This window comes from Flavobacterium sp., from assembly GCF_965284515.1.
GTDB lineage: Bacteria > Bacteroidota > Bacteroidia > Flavobacteriales > Flavobacteriaceae > Flavobacterium.
In genome coordinates, this window is sequence record NZ_OZ260089.1 from 863169 (window position 1) to 881036 (window position 17868).

Annotated in this window: 12 protein-coding genes; 8 read left to right on the forward strand and 4 right to left on the reverse strand. The window is 32.0% G+C overall.

The window, feature by feature from the left end:
• Positions 1-86 precede the first annotated feature (86 nt).
• From ACQ65T_RS03985 to ACQ65T_RS04005, 5 genes are all read left to right on the forward strand, one after another.
• Positions 87-2483 (forward strand): ribonucleoside-diphosphate reductase subunit alpha, encoded by a 2397-nt coding sequence (locus ACQ65T_RS03985; protein ID WP_430399809.1) that lies wholly within the window; start codon positions 87-89, stop codon positions 2481-2483.
• A 107-nt stretch (positions 2484-2590) separates the two neighbouring features.
• Positions 2591-2815: a hypothetical protein gene (locus ACQ65T_RS03990; RefSeq protein ID WP_264560138.1), complete on the forward strand. Its 225-nt coding sequence runs from the start codon at positions 2591-2593 to the stop codon at positions 2813-2815.
• Between the two features lie 32 nt (positions 2816-2847).
• A complete protein-coding gene (dgt, locus tag ACQ65T_RS03995) occupies positions 2848-4191 on the forward strand; it encodes a dGTP triphosphohydrolase (protein WP_430401322.1) in 1344 nt (447 codons plus the stop codon).
• A gap of 82 nt (positions 4192-4273) precedes the next feature.
• Entirely contained in the window at positions 4274-7579 is a 3306-nt protein-coding gene (locus tag ACQ65T_RS04000) for a PA domain-containing protein (RefSeq protein ID WP_430399810.1), read from the forward strand.
• A 155-nt stretch (positions 7580-7734) separates the two neighbouring features.
• A complete protein-coding gene (locus ACQ65T_RS04005; protein ID WP_430399811.1) occupies positions 7735-10359 on the forward strand; it encodes a T9SS-dependent M36 family metallopeptidase in 2625 nt (874 codons plus the stop codon).
• A 51-nt stretch (positions 10360-10410) separates the two neighbouring features.
• Here ACQ65T_RS04005 and ACQ65T_RS04010 read toward each other — a convergent pair whose 3' ends face one another.
• Together ACQ65T_RS04010 and ACQ65T_RS04015 are read right to left on the reverse strand one after the other, a co-directional pair.
• Entirely contained in the window at positions 10411-11352 is a 942-nt protein-coding gene (locus ACQ65T_RS04010) for a DUF3078 domain-containing protein (RefSeq protein ID WP_430399812.1), read from the reverse strand.
• 5 nt (positions 11353-11357) lie between these two features.
• Positions 11358-13127: a 1-deoxy-D-xylulose-5-phosphate synthase gene (locus ACQ65T_RS04015; protein WP_430399813.1), complete on the reverse strand. Its 1770-nt coding sequence runs from the start codon at positions 13125-13127 to the stop codon at positions 11358-11360.
• Positions 13128-13166: 39 nt separating this feature from the next.
• Between ACQ65T_RS04015 and ACQ65T_RS04020 the strand changes: the two genes are divergently transcribed.
• A complete protein-coding gene (locus ACQ65T_RS04020) occupies positions 13167-13610 on the forward strand; it encodes a nucleoside deaminase (protein WP_430399814.1) in 444 nt (147 codons plus the stop codon).
• A 79-nt stretch (positions 13611-13689) separates the two neighbouring features.
• Positions 13690-14475, forward strand: coding sequence for an SIMPL domain-containing protein (locus tag ACQ65T_RS04025; RefSeq protein ID WP_430399815.1), 786 nt, complete (start codon positions 13690-13692; stop codon positions 14473-14475).
• Between the two features lie 53 nt (positions 14476-14528).
• On the opposite strand, the gene ACQ65T_RS04030 is transcribed toward ACQ65T_RS04025, so the two are convergent.
• Positions 14529-16070 (reverse strand): Rne/Rng family ribonuclease, encoded by a 1542-nt coding sequence (locus ACQ65T_RS04030; protein WP_430399816.1) that lies wholly within the window; start codon positions 16068-16070, stop codon positions 14529-14531.
• Positions 16071-16352: 282 nt separating this feature from the next.
• Entirely contained in the window at positions 16353-16646 is a 294-nt protein-coding gene (locus tag ACQ65T_RS04035) for an HU family DNA-binding protein (protein WP_430399817.1), read from the reverse strand.
• Positions 16647-16783: 137 nt separating this feature from the next.
• Here ACQ65T_RS04035 and mutY point away from each other — a divergent pair, with 137 nt between their 5' ends.
• Positions 16784-17824, forward strand: coding sequence for an A/G-specific adenine glycosylase (gene mutY / locus ACQ65T_RS04040; protein WP_430399818.1), 1041 nt, complete (start codon positions 16784-16786; stop codon positions 17822-17824).
• The last annotated feature ends 44 nt before the right edge of the window (positions 17825-17868 follow it).

Genomic DNA, 17868 nt, shown 5'->3' on the forward strand with positions numbered 1-17868 from the left:
AAAATAATACTGAAATGAGTTCAGTATAAATACAAATAACCCAAAAATAGAGAAGGGATTTTCTATTTTTAAAACAATGTAAGATTATGTATGTAGTAAAAAGAGATGGTCATAAAGAGCCAGTTAGTTTTGACAAAATTACCGATAGGATTAAAAAACTTTGCTACGGCTTAAGTGATTTAGTAGATGCGGTAAAAGTTGCGATGCGAGTAATTGAAGGTTTATACGATGGAGTAAGTACTTCAGAGTTAGATAATTTAGCTGCTGAAACTGCCGCTTCAATGACTATTACGCACCCAGATTATGCACAACTTGCAGCTCGTATTGCTGTTTCTAACTTACATAAAAATACAACTAAATCATTCTCTGAAACTATGACAGAGATGTATCAATATGTAAATCCTCGTACTGGTAAATATGCTCCATTGCTTTCTGATGAAGTGTATAAGGCAATAATGGATAATGCTGAAAAATTAGATTCTACTATTATATATAACCGAGATTTTAATTACGATTATTTCGGATTCAAAACATTAGAGCGTTCGTATCTTTTAAAAATAAACGGTCAAATTGTTGAGCGTCCGCAACACATGTTAATGCGTGTTTCTGTGGGTATTCATTTAAACGATATCGAATCGGCAATTGAAACATATGAGTTAATGTCGAAGAAATTCTTCACACATGCAACGCCTACATTATTTAACGCAGGAACACCAAAACCTCAAATGTCATCTTGTTTTTTATTAACAATGAAAGATGATAGTATTGATGGTATTTACGATACATTAAAACAAACTGCAAAAATTTCGCAATCTGCGGGAGGAATCGGTTTAGCTATTCATAATGTAAGAGCAACAGGTTCTTATATTCGTGGAACAAACGGAACTTCAAATGGAATTGTACCAATGCTTCGTGTATTTAACGACACTGCTCGTTACGTAGATCAAGGTGGTGGAAAACGTAAAGGAAGTTTTGCTATTTATATTGAGCCATGGCATGCAGATATTTTCGATTTCTTAGACTTGAAAAAGAATACAGGAAAAGAAGAAATGCGTGCAAGAGATTTATTCTTCGCAATGTGGATGTGTGATTTATTCATGAAACGTGTTGAAGAAGACACAACTTGGACTTTAATGTGTCCTAACGAATGCCCAGGTTTAGATGAAGTTTATGGTGAAGAGTTTGATGCACTATATACATCTTACGAACAAGCTGGTAAAGGTAGAAAGGTAATTAGAGCACGTGAATTATGGGAAAAAATTCTTGAATCACAAATTGAAACAGGAACACCATATATGTTGTATAAAGATGCAGCAAATAGAAAATCAAATCAAAAGAATTTAGGTACAATTCGTTCGTCTAACTTATGTACTGAAATTATAGAATATACATCACCAGATGAGGTTGCAGTATGTAACTTAGCTTCTATTTCATTGCCAATGTTTGTAGAAGACGGTAAATTCAATCACCAATTCTTATTTGATGTAACAAAAAGAATTACACGTAACTTAAATAAAGTTATCGATAGAAATTATTATCCAGTAAAAGAAGCAGAAAACTCAAACATGCGTCACCGTCCTATTGGACTTGGAGTACAAGGTTTGGCAGACGCTTTTATTTTATTGAGAATGCCATTTACAAGTGACGAAGCGAAAAAGTTAAACGAAGAAATTTTCGAAACAATTTACTTTGCAGCTGTAACAGCTTCTATGGAATTAGCAAAAGAAGAAGGGCCGTATTCAACATTTGAAGGTTCACCAATTTCTAAAGGAGAATTTCAATACAACCTTTGGAACATTAAAGATGAAGATTTATCAGGAAGATGGGATTGGAAATCGCTTCGTACAGAAGTAATGGCAAACGGAGTACGTAACTCATTATTATTAGCGCCTATGCCAACAGCTTCTACATCTCAAATATTAGGAAATAATGAAGCTTTTGAACCATATACTTCTAATATTTATACACGTAGAGTATTATCTGGTGAGTTCATAATTGTAAACAAACATTTATTGCATGATTTGGTAGATTTAGGTCTTTGGAACGAAAGCTTAAAACAAGAAATAATGCGTCATAATGGTTCTATTCAAAACATAGACATTATACCAGCAGATATTAAAGAATTGTACAAAACAGTTTGGGAATTGAGTATGAAAGATATTATTGATATGTCTCGTCAAAGAGGTTATTTCATTGATCAGTCTCAATCTTTAAACTTGTTTATGGAAGGTGCAACAATGGCAAAACTAACTTCTATGCATTTCTATGCTTGGAAAAGCGGCTTAAAAACAGGAATGTATTATTTAAGAACAAAATCTGCAGTTGATGCAATTAAGTTTACCTTAAATAACGACAAAAAAGCAGAGCCAATCGCCGTTACTGCAGAAACTGAAAATGCAGCAATGACAGAAGATGAGTTCAAAGCAATGTTAGCTCGCGCTAAAGATGCAGGACCAGAAGACTGTGAAATGTGCGGTTCTTAATTAAGAAGAAATATAAATTTATAAAACAGCCGTCACAAGATGGCTGTTTTCTTTTATATAAAAATTGCATTTCAATTCGTACATTTGAAAAATAAAATAAAAAAGTCATGTCAAAAGAAAAAAAAGGAGTTCATACAGGAATTATTGAGAAAGATGCAGATGGGAATTTCTTCTGTGGTCCTTATTTGTTAGATTACAAACAAGTAGTTGCTGGTTTTAAAATTGGAGATGAGGTAAATATCAAATCAATAATTGAAAACCCTAGCGATATCAGTTACGATAAATACCCAAAAAAATCAAAAGTATTCTTTTTAGCAAATGATAAAGAGTAACATTTCTAACTTCTAACTTCTAACTTCAAATGATGCAATGGGAACAACTTTTGTCTTTAAAAAGACAAGGCGATACAAGTAAACGATTAAGAAAAGAACAAGACGATACTCGTTTAGGTTTTGAAGTCGATTACGACCGAATTATATTTTCGGCAGCGTTTCGCAGTTTACAAGACAAAACACAAGTTATTCCATTATCAAAAACCGACTTTGTACACACAAGACTAACGCACAGTTTAGAAGTTTCGGTAGTTGGTCGTTCATTAGGAAGATTAGTTGGAAAACAAGTTTTAGAAAAAAGACCTTATTTGGCTGAAATTCACGGTTTCCAAATGAACGATTTTGGAGCTATTGTTGCGGCAGCTTCTTTAGCTCACGATATTGGAAATCCGCCTTTCGGACATTCTGGCGAAAAAGCTATTGGCGAATATTTTACAAACGGAAACGGACAACAATACAAAGACCAAGTTTCTGATAAAGAATGGCAAGATTTAATTGATTTTGAAGGAAATGCAAATGGTTTTTCGGTGCTTTCAACTTCTAGAGAAGGTATAGAAGGAGCATTAAGAATTTCCTATGCAACGCTTGGAACTTTTACAAAATACCCAAAAGAGAGTTTGCCTAAAAAGCCAACCAAAAACATTTGTGATAAAAAATACGGTTTCTTTCAACAAGACAAAGGATTCTTTGCTGAAGTTGCAAAAGAACTGGGTTTAATTCCAAATAAATTAGGAAACGATATTGGTTTTGAACGTCATCCTTTGGCTTATTTAGTAGAAGCAGCAGATGATATTTGTTATACAATTATTGATTTTGAAGACGGAATTAACTTAGGATTAATTCAAGAAGAATTTGCATTAGAATATTTAATCAAATTAGTCAAAAACGGAATCGATTCAAAAAAATACAACGAACTTACCACTACAGAAGATAGAATAAGTTATCTACGTGCTTTAGCTATTGGAAGTTTAATTCAAGATGCTGTAAAGATTTTTATGGTAAATGAAGAAGCGATACTTTCAGGCAACTTCCCTTTTGCGATAATGGACAAAAGTCAGTACAAAGCACAAATGGATGATATTATAAAAATTAGCGTTAAAAATGTATACCAAAGCAAAGAGGTCATCGAAAAAGAGATTATTGGTTATAAAGTAATCAATGTTTTATTAGATGTTTTTTGTACCGCATACATTAATAAAGCAAACGGAAACCCTTCAAATTATGATAATTTAGTTCTGAAATTGTTGCCGGAGCGTTACCAACAAGAGAAGATTTCGCTTTATGATCGATTGCTAAATATTTGTCATTTTGTATCCATGCTTACTGATGGCAAAGCCTTACAGCTTTTTAACATAATTCAATCTAACAAAAGATAATATTAAAATATCACATTTTTTTTTAAAAAAATTAAAAAAAATAGTTTTACTTTGTTTACAATTACCTAAAACATAATATTTTATGAAAAAAAATCTACTTCTAACAGTAAGTACGATTTTGTTTTTGTTTTCCGCTTGTAAAGGAGATAAACAAGTAGAAAATAAAAATGAAATTAAAAAAGCAGAATCTTCAGTTGTAAAATCTGTAGAAAATAACATTTCATTTGATGAATCAAATAAGAATGTTGTTGAAAGCAAGAACATGAATGTGATTGCTAATGTAAATAATTCTAAAGAAACAAGTGAAATAGAATTATTAAGAAAAAAACATGAAGACTTTTTAAACAATAGTCCATTCAAAAAGTCTATGGCTTTAGATAAATCGGATCGAAAAGCAGCCGGCTTACCGCCAAATAAATATTACGAACAAGAGTGGGAACTTTCAATGAACCCTTCAACAGGAAGACCTTCAATTGAAAACCTACATAGATTAAGAAAAGAAATCGCAGATCAAAGAGAAGCAGATTTAGCTTCAGGAAGAACACCTGGTGATGCAAGTGACAATAATTGGTCTGAAAGAGGGCCTAATAATGTTGGAGGTCGTGTCAGAGCGGTTATGTTTGATCCTAATGACCCAACTTTTAAAACAGTTTTTGCTGGTGGAGTAAGTGGAGGATTATGGAAAAATACTGATATTACAAGTGCTGCTACTGTATGGACAAGAGTGAATATTCCAGATAACTTAGCTGTTTCTTCTATTTCAGTTGACCCAAATAGTTCAACTACATTTTATGTAGGTACTGGTGAATCATATGTTGGAGGAGATGTAAATGGAGACGGTGTGTGGAAATCTACTGATGGAGGAACAACTTGGACAAACATCTTCGGTGGAATTACTGGACCAACTACTTTTGAGTCTGCAGCTAATGTTGTGATATCAGCTCCAGGAGGAATTGCTGGAAGTTACGCATGTTATCCAACAACTGCTTTTGGTACACCAATAACTACACCAATTACTGGTGATATTGTATTAGTAAGTAATACAACTCCATTAGGTTGTAATGCAAACCCTATAACAAACAATGTGTCAGGTAAAATTGCTTTAATTAGAAGAGGAACTTGTGCATTTGTTGAAAAAGTAAAAAATGCTCAAACGGCAGGTGCAATAGGTGTAATTATGATGAATAACGTTGATGGAACTCCTGTTGCAATGGGTGGTACAGATGGAACTATTATTATTCCTTCTGTAATGGTTTCAAAAGCAGACGGAGATATTTTAGAGGCAGCTGCTTTAGGCGGAACTGTTTCAGGTTCTCTTACTTCTGGCCCTGGAACATTTACAGGAAATTTAGTACCTGGACAACAACATATTAATGATATTAAAGTTAGAAATAACGGAGGAACATCAGAAATTTATGTTGCAGCTGGAGATTCTTTTTATGGTGCAGCTAATTCGGCTACATATCTTGGAGGACCTGGTTTTGGTTTATACAAATCAATCAATGGAGGGTCAACTTGGACAGAGTTGTCATTACCATTAACAGCAGGAGGTAAAAAGCACTGCCCTAATGATATTGAAATTGCGGCAGATAATAAAGTTTGGGTTTCAACAACTAATAGTACAGTATATGGTGATGGTGGAGGAAAGATTTTTTCTTCAAATGATGGAGTAACTTTTACAGATAGATATACAGTAGCTAATGGAGATAGAACGCAAATTGCAGTTTCTAGGACTGTTGCTGACAAAGTATATGTTTTAGCTGAGTTAACAACTACAGCAGCTGTAGGTTTGTATAGAACAACTAATGCTTTTGGAACCACTACAACTTTAGCACTTCCTGCTGATGCAGATGGTGGAGTTGGAGCAGATTTTACTAGAGGACAAGCTTTTTACGATTTAATGCTAGAAGTAGACCCAAATAACGACCAAACAGTATATACTGGAGGGATTGATTTATTTAAATCTACTAATGGAGGTACTTCATGGTCTCAATTTTCGCATTGGTACGGTGGATTTGGATATCAAGAGGTACATGCTGATCAACATGGAATGGCTTTTGCTCCAGGTTCTTCAACAAGAATGGTTTTTGGTAACGATGGAGGAGTTTATTATTCAAATAACTCAGGAACTACAACTTCAGCTAGAAATAACGGTTTAAACATAACGCAATTCTATAGTGTAGGAGCTGCTCCAACAGGAGCTACAGGAGGTAATTTATCAGGAGAATATTTTGCTGCAGGTGCACAAGATAATGGAACACAATATTTTGGTGGTGTTGGAGCTGGAATTAATTCAAGTTTTGAGTCTCAAGGAGGTGATGGTGCATTTACAATGTTTGATCAAGGTGCAGATAAGTACTATATTTCGAATTATGTATATAATGAAAGCATTACTTATAGACCTATTCCTTCAGGTGCTACTCGTACAATAGATAATGATAATAATGGAAATAATGGAGCATTTATTGCGCCAATGATTCTAGATTCTAATAGAGATGTATTGTATTCAGATTATTCAAATGGAACGACGTATCAAATTAGAAGATATAGAAATATTAAATCAGGAATTGTAAATAGAGCAAATTTAACAGATGCTTTATTAACGGCTTCTCCAACTGCTTTTGCAGTTTCACCTTATACAACAGGAAGTACAACTTTATTAGTTGGAACAAGGTTAGGAAAGCTTTTAAAAGTTACTAATGCAGATGTGTCTCCGGTTTGGTCAGAAATTACAGGGCCAAGTTTTGTTGGTAGTATGTCTGATATTGAGTACGGACAGACTGAAAATGATATTTTTGTAACTATGCATAATTATAATGTTGTTAGTGTTTGGTATTCTTCTAACGGAGGTTCAACATGGCAAAACAAAGAAGGTGATTTACCAGATTTACCTGTAAAATGTATTTTACAAAACCCATTAAATCTAAATGAGGTAATTATAGGAACTGAGCTTGGTGTTTGGTATACAAATACTTTCTCTACTGCATCACCAATTTGGAAACAATCATACAACGGTATGAGTAATGTGAAAGTAGTAGATTTAGACTTAAGAAACGACAATACTGTTTTTGCAGCTACTTACGGTAGAGGTTTGTTTTCAGGAGTTTTCACAAGCCCATTATTATCATCAAATGATGTGTCATTAAATGATGGAGTTAAGATTTATCCAAATCCATCAAAAGGATTGATTAATATTTCTGTGAACAATTATACAGGGTCTTTAAAAGTAAATTTATTAGATCTAAATGGTAGAGAAGTTTATTCAAAAGAATTTAATGATTTTTCTATTGAAAGATCGATAAATATTGAGAATTATCAATCTGGAGTATATTTAATTAATATTGAAGGAGAAGGTTTAAAGCTTACTAGAAAAATAGTTTTAGAATAAAAAAAGAAAATACAATTGAAAAAGGCCTAACATATATGTTAGGCTTTTTTTGTATTTAACAGAATATAACTTTTTGTTAATTTGCACTACATTATTTTGAAAATATTGCTATTTTACTATTTTTGTTATTCAACATGATTTAAAAAACAATAAACATGAAAAAAACATTACTATTAATTTTTATTTTTATTAGCTCAATTGGTTTTTCTCAAGCTCCGATTGCTAAAATTCAAAATTATCTAGAATCTCAAAAAGAAATGAATAATTTGTCTTCTCAAGATATTTCAGAGTGGACAGTTATAAGTACTGGAAGTTCTAAAGCTACAAAAATTGATAATTATTATATTCAACAAAAATATCGTGGGATATCAATTTACAATTCTGTTTCAAATGTTTGGTATAAAAATGACCAAGTGATAAATATTCAAAATGCATTTGTTTCAAGTCTTAGTCAAAAAATAAATACAACAAGCCCTAATTTATCAGTAATTGAAGGTTTGGAAAGTGCTTTGTTAACTTTAAATGAATCATTAAATAGCTATGCAGTTATTGATGAATTGGGAGATAATAAATATTTAATATCTAACGGAAATTTAAATGAAGATCCGATAAGCGCTGAGTTGGTTTTTCAACCTAATACAGATAATTCAAATCTAACTTTAGCTTGGGACTTTAATTTTTACTCTCAAGATTATAGTCATTTATGGAGTTTAAGAGTAGATGCTTCAAATGGAGTTTTGTTAGAGAAACATGATTTAGTACTTTCTTGTAACTTTGGCGATTCTAATCACAAAGAACACAACCATAATTTCAATTTTACGAATAAAGCATTTAAAGATAATTATTCAAATACGTCAGCTTTGTTTTCAGGTTCTTACAGGGTAATACCTTCTGATATTGAAAGTCCAAATCATGGCTCAAGACAACTTGTAACAAACCCTCACAATACTTTAGCATCACCATACGGATGGCACGACACAAATGGAGTTGATGGTGCAGAATTTACAATTACACGTGGAAATAATGTACACGCACAAGAAGATGCCGATGGAAATAATGGTACAGGCGCAAGTCCTGATGGTGGCGCTGGTTTAAGTTTTGATTTTCCTTATGGAGGAACTAGTGTTGCTGCTTCAACGTATCTAGATGCTTCTACTACAAATTTATTTTACATGAGTAACATGATGCATGATGTATGGTATCAGTATGGTTTTGACGAGCCAAATGGTAATTTCCAAGCAAACAATTATGGACGTGGCGGAGCAACTTCTTTGTTTGGTGATTATGTGTTTGCAGATGCTCAAGATGGTTCAGGAACGAACAATGCCAATTTCTCTACACCAGTTGATGGAAGTAGACCACGCATGCAAATGTTCTTGTGGGATGTAGGTCCAAGACCAAATTATATTACAATAAATTCTCCTGCAAGTATAAGTGGAGAATATCCAGCTGCAGATAATGTTTTTTCCCCTGGTTATGTTGCATTGCCACCGTTACCGGGTATTACACAAGATTTAGTTCTATATTTAGATCCTGTTGGAGGAACAAATGAGGCTTGTGGTACAACTCCACCATTAAATGCTGCGTCTTTAAATGGTAAAATTGCAGTTATAAGAAGAGGGAATTGTCCTTTTGTTGAAAAAGTAAAGAATGCTCAAACAGCTGGTGCTGTTGCGGTAATAGTAGTAAATAATGACGCTGCAAATCCAAATACATTGGTAAATATGTCGGGAGCTGATGCTACCATTACTATTCCTGCTATTTTTGTTACATATAATTTTGGGGAAGCTTTAATTACAGAGATGTCTAGTAATACCATTAACACTACATTAAAAGACGAGCCAATTACTTTTGTTAATTCTGACGGAGATTTTGATAATGGAATTATTGCGCATGAGTATGGTCATGGAATTTCTACTAGATTAACAGGAGGTCCATCTACAAGTTGTTTAAATAACCAAGAACAAATGGGAGAAGGATGGTCTGATTTCTTCGCCTTAATGATGCAAATGAAAGCTGGTGATCAACCGGAAGATATTCATGGAATTGGAACTTTTGCAACAAGTGAGCCAACTAATGGAAGAGGAATTAGATCATATCCATACTCAACAGATATGTCTATAAACCCATTTACTTTTGCAGATTCAAATACAGAAGTTGTGCCACATGGTGTGGGTTCTGTTTGGGCAACAATGTTATGGGATTTAGCCTGGGCTTATGTTGGTAAATATGGATTTGATGCTGATAAGTTTAATGGTACAGGAGGAAACAATAAAGTAATGCAACTGGTTTTAGACGGATTAAAACTTCAAGGATGTAACCCAACTTTCGTTTCAGGAAGAAATGCTCTAATTGCTGCTGACCAAGCTACTACTGGTGGACAAGATTTTTGTTTAATCTGGGAAGTTTTTGCAAGAAGAGGATTGGGAGTAGGAGCGTCATCAGGTTCAGCTTCAAGTGCTACAGATCAAGTAGAAGATTTTACAGCTCCAGCACCTGGTCCAAACTGTACTCTATCAGTTAATTATTTTGAAAATGAAGATATGATTAAGGTTTATCCAAATCCTTCTAACGGGATGATTAATATAGCAATTAATAATTATTCAGGTAAACTGAATATTCAAATATTTGATTTAAACGGAAGAGAAGTTTTTAGCCAAAATGTTAGCGATTTTAATATAGAAAAATCTTTAGATTTAAATTCTTTACAATCTGGAATTTACTTATTAAAAATGAATGGTGAAGATTTATCGTTTACTAAAAAAGTCATTTTGAACTAATTAATACAACTTAATGTAAAAAAAGCCATCTGGATTTCAGATGGCTTTTTTTTAAAAACTATACGCTATACCAATTCCAAGTATTTGTTTTAATTGCACTTTAGCGCCTTTAATAACCTGAATCCCTGCAACATCTTCTTTGGTTTTAATATCGTCATCATAAATTAAATGTGTAGAGATGTTTGCTTTTACATATTTATTAACAGTCATTTCTAACTGAAATCGCCAATCAACATCAATATTCCCAAAATTATTTAAATAGTCAGAATATAAAGAAATTCTGTTCTCCATCTCAATGTTCTCAAATATTATCTTTTCCCATTTTCCACTTAAAAGCATTCCTGTTTCATTTCTTGTTTTCTTCCCTTTACGAACTATATTTCCTAAAATATCATATTCAGCTTTGTCGACACCATATGCTCCTTGATTGGCTAATCTGTCATCCAATACCAATGTTGTTTTTAATGTTAATGGAGACATGTATAACTCCAAATTTAAATCATTTCTATTATACTCAGCTCCAATCCCTAAAAAAATATAAGCTGGTGCAAAAGGCTTAGAAATCGCTAATTCTGTATTGGGATAAGAATATCCGTTGGCAAACTGAGTGTTAAAAGTAAATTTTGCTACATGAAACCAATTTGAAATAGTGTCTCTTCGGTAACCAAAGGTAGAATTCAATAAAAATTGATCGTCAGTTTTCCTTGTATCTTGACCTTCTTGTTTATTAATACCATATCGCACAACCAATTCATTATTCCAAACCAAATTATTTTTTTGATATTTACGTATAAAATTACCCTTTGCAAGACCAGAAATAGAGGTGTTTCCTCCAGCATTCCAATTTAGAAATGTAATTTGTGAAATATCTAAGCCTACTTTATTTTTCTTTGTCCAGTTACTTGTAGTATCAGGTAATTTTGTTCTTACAATTTGTGCATAGTTATTTTTTACTAAACAAAAAAGTAGAGTTAATAAAATTATTTTTTTCATAATTTTTAAATAGTAATTATAGTTTGATAAATATGGGTGTAATCTAATTTGCAAATATTTTGTAACTCAAGAACGCTTCCATGTTCAATAAAATTATCTGAAATTCCTAAATTAACAACTTTGTTTTTGTATTCGTTTTTTAAGGCAAATGAATTAATAATAGATCCGAACCCGCCTATTAAAGATCCGTCTTCTACAGTAATAATTTTACTATAGTTTTCAAAAACAGAACGTAATTCTTTTTCATTTATTGGCTTTACAATCGGAAAATGATAATGCGAAACCATTTCATTTGGTTTTAGTTTTGAAATTGCTTTTTTAATATTTGAAGCAATTGTTCCAGTTGATAAAACAGCGATATTTCTTCCTTTATTTAACTGAATCGCTTCATTTAAATGAAGTTTTTGAAAAGGTTGTTGCCAATTTACATTTTCTCCACGACCTCTTGGATAACGAATTGCTATTGGATGTTTTAAGCCTAAAGATGCAGAATACATTATATTTCGTAATTCTATCTCGTCTTTTGGTGCACATATCATCATATTTGGAATACAATTTAAATATGAAATATCAAATACACCATGATGTGTAGCTCCATCTTCTCCAACAAGTCCAGCTCTATCTAAACAAAAAATTACTGGTAAATTTTGTAAAGCAACATCATGAATAATTTGATCATAAGCTCTTTGTAAAAAAGTGGAATAAATATTACAAAAAACAACCATTCCTTGGGTTGCCATTCCTGCAGATAATGTAACCGCATGTTGTTCAGCAATTCCTACATCAAAAGCTCTTTTAGGATATGCTTCCATCATGTATTTCATAGAGCTTCCTGTTGGCATAGCAGGTGTAATCCCTATTATTTTTTCATTTTCCTTTGCTAATTCTACTAACGTTAGTCCAAATACATCTTGAAATTTTGGAGGTAAATGTTCTTCGTTTTTTGGATGAATTTTACCTGTTTTAGCTTCAAATTTACCTGGAGCATGATATTTCACCTGATCTTCCTCTGCCAACTGAAGTCCTTTCCCTTTGGTAGTAATAACATGTAAAAATTTCGGGCCTTTTACTAATTTTAATCGTGTTAATTCAGTAAGTAAAGCATTAAAATCATGACCATCAATTGGTCCAGAATAATCAAAATTTAATGACTTTATGATGTTATTCTGTCTAGGATTCTTTCCTTCTTTAACAGCAGTTAAATAATCTTTTAAAGCGCCAACACTTGGGTCAATTCCAATTGCATTATCGTTTAAAATTACTAATAAATTTGCATCGGTAACTCCAGCATGATTTAATCCTTCAAAAGCCATTCCGCTTGCAATAGAAGCATCGCCAATAACTGCAATATGTTGTTTTTCAGAATCGCCTTTTAATTGAGAAGCAATGGCCATTCCTAAAGCTGCCGAAATCGAAGTTGAAGAATGTCCAACTCCAAAAGTGTCATAAACACTTTCGCTTCGTTTTGGGAAACCAGAAATCCCGTTCAGTTCTCTATTGGTATGAAAAACATTTTTTCTTTCTGTAAGTATTTTATGAACATAAGCTTGGTGACCAACATCCCAAATAAGTTGGTCTTCTGGTGTATTAAATAAATAATGTAAAGCAATTGTTAATTCAATAACTCCTAAGCTAGCGCCTAAATGCCCCCCTTTTTGAGAAACAATTTCAATAATAAAATCTCTTAACTCTTGTGCAAGTTGAGGCAATTGATTTTTAGAAAGCTTCTTTAAATCAGTAGGGTTGTTTATTTGAGAAAGCAAATTTTCTTTCATGTAACAAAAGTACTAATTGGAAGTTGTATTTTTGTACTTATGGAGAATATTTTTACAGATGAATATTTCATGAAAAAAGCTTTAGTTGAAGCCGAAGCTGCTTTTGAAAACGGAGAAATTCCTGTAGGTGCAATTGTTGTTATTGATAATAAAGTAATTGCCCGAAGTCATAATTTAACCGAATTATTAAACGATGTTACAGCTCATGCTGAAATGCAAGCTATAACTAGTGCTGCAAATTTCTTAGGGGGTAAATATTTAAAAAATTGCACTTTATATGTAACCTTAGAACCATGTCAAATGTGTGCTGGAGCATTATATTGGAGTCAAATTTCTAAAATCGTTTACGGTGCAACTGATGAAAGCAGAGGTTTTATTGAAATGGGAACAAAATTACATCCAAAAACAGCAGTTGTGAAAGGCGTTTTGGGAAATGAATGTGCCGATTTAATGAAACGTTTTTTTCAATCGAAAAGAAAGTAGATTAAACTTAAATTTTTGGTCTTATTTTTGTGTATAAAGTTTATTATCTTTAAATACTAATCTTATAATCTTCTTCATTATGTTAAAAGTTTTCTTGGAAAAAGTTGACACAAAAGCAGTTTCTGCAATTATTATTGGTCTAGCAATTATTATTACTTCTTATGTATTAGGAAGTGCCTTTAAAAATAGAAATGAAAATTTAGATTCTATTTCTGTCGTTGGTCTTGGGACTAAAGATTTTGTTTCTGATGAAATATTATGGACAGGGAGTTTTTCAACAAAAAGTAATGAAATTAAAGAAGCATATAGTAAGATTATTTCCGACCAAAAAATTGTTTCTGATTTTTTCATAAGTAAAGGATTCAAATCTACAGAATTTGCATTCGGAGCCGTAAATTTTAATAAAAAATATCGAGAAATTAGAATTGAAAATTTAGAGAATTCATATAGAAATCAATATGAGACTGTTTTCGATGGTTATGAAGCAACGCAAAGAATAACTTTTAAAGCGAAGAAGAATCCGGAATTAATGAAAAAAATTGAGCAAGTTTCAAGTAAAACGGCTGAATTAATAAACTCAGGAATTGAGCTTTCTTCAAACCCTGTTCAATATACATATTCTGATTTACCAGATTTAAAGCACAGTTTGATTGAAAAAGGATCGAAAGATGCGAGAGAACGAGCAGAAAAAATTGTGAATTCGGCAGGTGGTGATTTGGGGAAATTAAAAAGCGCTAATATGGGTGTTTTTCAAATAACCGGACAAGGTTCTACTGAAGAAGATAGTTATGGAGGAAATTTTGATATTTACAGCAAAAACAAATCTGCAAGAATTACTGTAAGATTAGAGTATGAATTAGAGTAAAGCTCTAAACAATAAAAAAACCGCTATTCAATTAAGAATAGCGGTTTTGTTTTTTACTTGATTTGTTCACCTTTTTCGTTAAAAAAGTGATATTCAAGATACGTGTAAGCATCACGAGGTATAATTTTCACCCATTTTTTATGTTCAAAAAACCATTTTGAACGTATTGATGGAAAACCTTTTTCAAGGTAAGCTGCCACAAAAGGGTGTGTATTTAGCACAACTTTCTTATGACTTTTAATAATTTTTTCAAGGTCAAACGCAATTTTGTCAATAATTAAAATTGGAGCTTCAATTTCCCCATTTTCATTTGGGTCATCTTCTCTTGTTTTAATATTTACTTCTGGTCTAACTCTTTGTCTAGTAATTTGAATTAATCCAAACTTACTAGGAGGCAAGATTTTATGCTTGGCCTTATCGTCACTCATTTCTTCTCTTAAGAAATCGTATAACTCTTTTCTGTTTTCGGCACTTTGCATGTCAATAAAATCGACAACAATAATACCGCCCATATCTCTAAGACGTAATTGTCGAGCAATTTCTGCTGCAGCAATTAAGTTTACTTCTAGTGCTGTTCCTTCTTGAGATTGTGCTTTATTTGAACGATTTCCACTGTTTACATCTACAACATGTAATGCTTCAGTGTGTTCGATAATCAAATAAGCACCTTTGCTCATTGAAACAGTTTTTCCAAAAGAAGTTTTAATTTGTCTTTCGATATTGTATTTTTCAAAAAGAGGTAAATCTTTTGATTGGTAGTGTTTTACGATAGACACTTTATCCGGAGCTATTTCTTGCAAATAGTCCTTGGTTTGCAAATACAAATCTTCATCATCAATTTGAATACTCGTAAAAGTATCGTTAAATACATCTCTTAATATTGAAGAAGCCTTATTAACTTCTCCTAATACTTTTGATGGATGATGAGCTGTTTGTAATTTTTTGCACATAGCAGACCATTTGTCTACTAATGTTTGTAAATCTTTGTCTAATTCAGCTACTTTTTTGCCTTCGGCTACTGTTCTCACAATAACCCCAAACCCTTTTGGTTTTATAGATTTTACAAGTCGCTTTAATCGTTCTTTTTCTTCTTTAGACTCTATTTTTTGTGAAATAGAAACTCTTTCAGAAAATGGAACCAGAACAACATATCTACCTGCTAAGGAAATTTCAGAACTAATTCTTGGTCCTTTTGTAGATATAGGTTCTTTAACAACTTGAACTAATATAGATTGATTAGCACTTAATACATCAGTGATAACTCCATCTTTATTAATCTCGGTTTCAAATGGGTGGTTTTTGAGTGAATAATCTTTTAGTTTACCTGCGCTTACAAGTTTTATGAACTTCATCAAAGAAGGTAAATTAGGGCCTAAATCATGATAATGCAAAAACGCATCTTTTTCATAACCTACGTTAACAAATGCAGCATTTAATCCTGCAACCGGCTTTCTAATTTTAGCAATAAAAATATCGCCAACATGAAAATCGTTTCCTTTTTCTTCTTCTTTGTGTAATTCAATTAGTTTTCCATCTTTTAATAAGGCAAAATCTACAGCTTCAGAACTTGATCGAATAATTAATTCTTTGTTCATGCAGTACATTTTTATCCTGACCATTAGTTTAAAGTTATAAATAAAAACTCTTAACTTAATCGTAAGGATGGATTAACATTTTTTTACAGGTTTTTACCCGATAATCAGTTTTTGCTGATTAATTTCAATGAACTTTTAAAAAGAAAAAAGTAGTATTATACTACTTTTTCTTTTTGTGACGGTTAGCTCTCGCTCTCTTTTTACGTTTGTGAGTCGCTACCTTATGTCTTTTTCTTTTTTTACCACTTGGCATAATGTGTAGTTTTTTTGATTAATAATAATTTATACAGCTACTTCTGTTTTCGTTTTTATACTTTCAACAAATATTTTTGCTGGCTTAAATGCTGGTATGTTATGAGCAGGAATTTTGATAGTAGTGTTTTTTGAAATATTTCTACCTGTTTTCTCAGCTCTAGTCTTGATAATAAAACTACCAAACCCTCTTAAGTAAACATTGTCTCCTGTTTCTAATGAGTTTTTTACTTCTTCCATAAAAGACTCTACTGTTGCTTGAACATCTCCCTTTTCAAGACCTAATTTTTCAGAAATTTTTGCTACGATGTCTGCTTTCGTCATTTTCTTTGCTTATTAATATATGTGTTTATGTACTTTTTTTGAGGTTGCAAATATACAAATTAAAAAAACAATAAATCAACCATAAATTAATTAAATTTTAGCGCATTAGTCATAAATTTGTTTTTTAAATGATACATATGGATTTTTCTAACGTCTTAATTAATTGGTATTTACAAAACATGCGTAATCTTCCTTGGAGAGAAACAACTAATCCATATCATATTTGGTTGTCTGAGATCATATTGCAACAAACACGCGTAGCGCAAGGTTTACCTTATTATTACGCTTTTTTAAAGAAGTTTCCTGATGTTAATGCTTTGGCAAATGCAGACGAAGAAGATGTTTTAAAACTTTGGCAAGGATTAGGGTATTATTCTAGAGCAAGAAACTTACATTTTACTGCTAAAACTATTGTAAATGACATGCACGGTGAGTTTCCCTCAAACTATAAAGAACTACTTAAGCTTAAAGGAGTTGGAGAATATACTGCCGCTGCAATTGCTTCCTTTTCATATAATGAACCAGTGGCTGTTTTAGATGGAAATGTGTTTCGGGTTTTGTCGCGTTATTTTGGCATAAACCTAGATATTTCTCAATCAAAATCAAAAATTGAATTTCAAAAATTAGCACAAAGTCTACTTCCTGATAATAATGCTTCCGAATTTAATCAAGCAATAATGGAATTTGGAGCATTACAATGTGTGCCTAAAAATCCTAATTGCAGTAGTTGTGTTTTTAACTCTAGTTGTTATGCATTGCAGAAAAACGAAATAGATAAACTGCCATATAAATCTAAAAAAATAAAAGTCACAAAGCGTTTTTTAAATTACTTAATTCTTGAAGATTCTAATAAAAATATTATCGTAGAAAAAAGAGTTGAAAATGGAATTTGGAAAAATTTATTTCAATTTCCGCTTATTGAAGAAATTGAAGAGAAAAACAGTGATGAATCGATGATGATAATTAAAAATTTTAATTTCAAAGACAAACGACCTGTCGATATATTTGTTTATAATGAAGACTATATAAGACATAAACTTTCCCATCAAGATTTACATATTAGGTTTTATAAACTAAATTATGATTGTGAATTAGAAGGGGCCGAAAGTATTGAAAAAATTAAAAAATATCCATATCCAATAGTGCTTCATAATTTTATAGAAGCAAATTTTTCATAATACACACAAATGCATTATATTTGATTAAAATAAATTAATATACG

Bases quoted from the DNA above. Each gene is read 5' to 3' on its own strand.
- ACQ65T_RS04010 (WP_430399812.1), bottom strand. From the start codon at position 11,352: ATGAAAAAAATAATTTTATTAACTCTACTTTTTTGTTTAGTAAAAAAT.
- ACQ65T_RS04020 (WP_430399814.1), top strand. From the start codon at position 13,167: ATGGAGAATATTTTTACAGATGAATATTTCATGAAAAAAGCTTTAGTT.
- ACQ65T_RS04000 (WP_430399810.1), top strand. From the start codon at position 4,274: ATGAAAAAAAATCTACTTCTAACAGTAAGTACGATTTTGTTTTTGTTT.
- ACQ65T_RS04030 (WP_430399816.1), bottom strand. From the start codon at position 16,070: ATGAACAAAGAATTAATTATTCGATCAAGTTCTGAAGCTGTAGATTTT.
- ACQ65T_RS03985 (WP_430399809.1), top strand. From the start codon at position 87: ATGTATGTAGTAAAAAGAGATGGTCATAAAGAGCCAGTTAGTTTTGAC.
- ACQ65T_RS03990 (WP_264560138.1), top strand. From the start codon at position 2,591: ATGTCAAAAGAAAAAAAAGGAGTTCATACAGGAATTATTGAGAAAGAT.
- ACQ65T_RS04015 (WP_430399813.1), bottom strand. From the start codon at position 13,127: ATGAAAGAAAATTTGCTTTCTCAAATAAACAACCCTACTGATTTAAAG.
- mutY (WP_430399818.1), top strand. From the start codon at position 16,784: ATGGATTTTTCTAACGTCTTAATTAATTGGTATTTACAAAACATGCGT.
- dgt (WP_430401322.1), top strand. From the start codon at position 2,848: ATGCAATGGGAACAACTTTTGTCTTTAAAAAGACAAGGCGATACAAGT.
- ACQ65T_RS04035 (WP_430399817.1), bottom strand. From the start codon at position 16,646: ATGACGAAAGCAGACATCGTAGCAAAAATTTCTGAAAAATTAGGTCTT.
- ACQ65T_RS04025 (WP_430399815.1), top strand. From the start codon at position 13,690: ATGTTAAAAGTTTTCTTGGAAAAAGTTGACACAAAAGCAGTTTCTGCA.
- ACQ65T_RS04005 (WP_430399811.1), top strand. From the start codon at position 7,735: ATGAAAAAAACATTACTATTAATTTTTATTTTTATTAGCTCAATTGGT.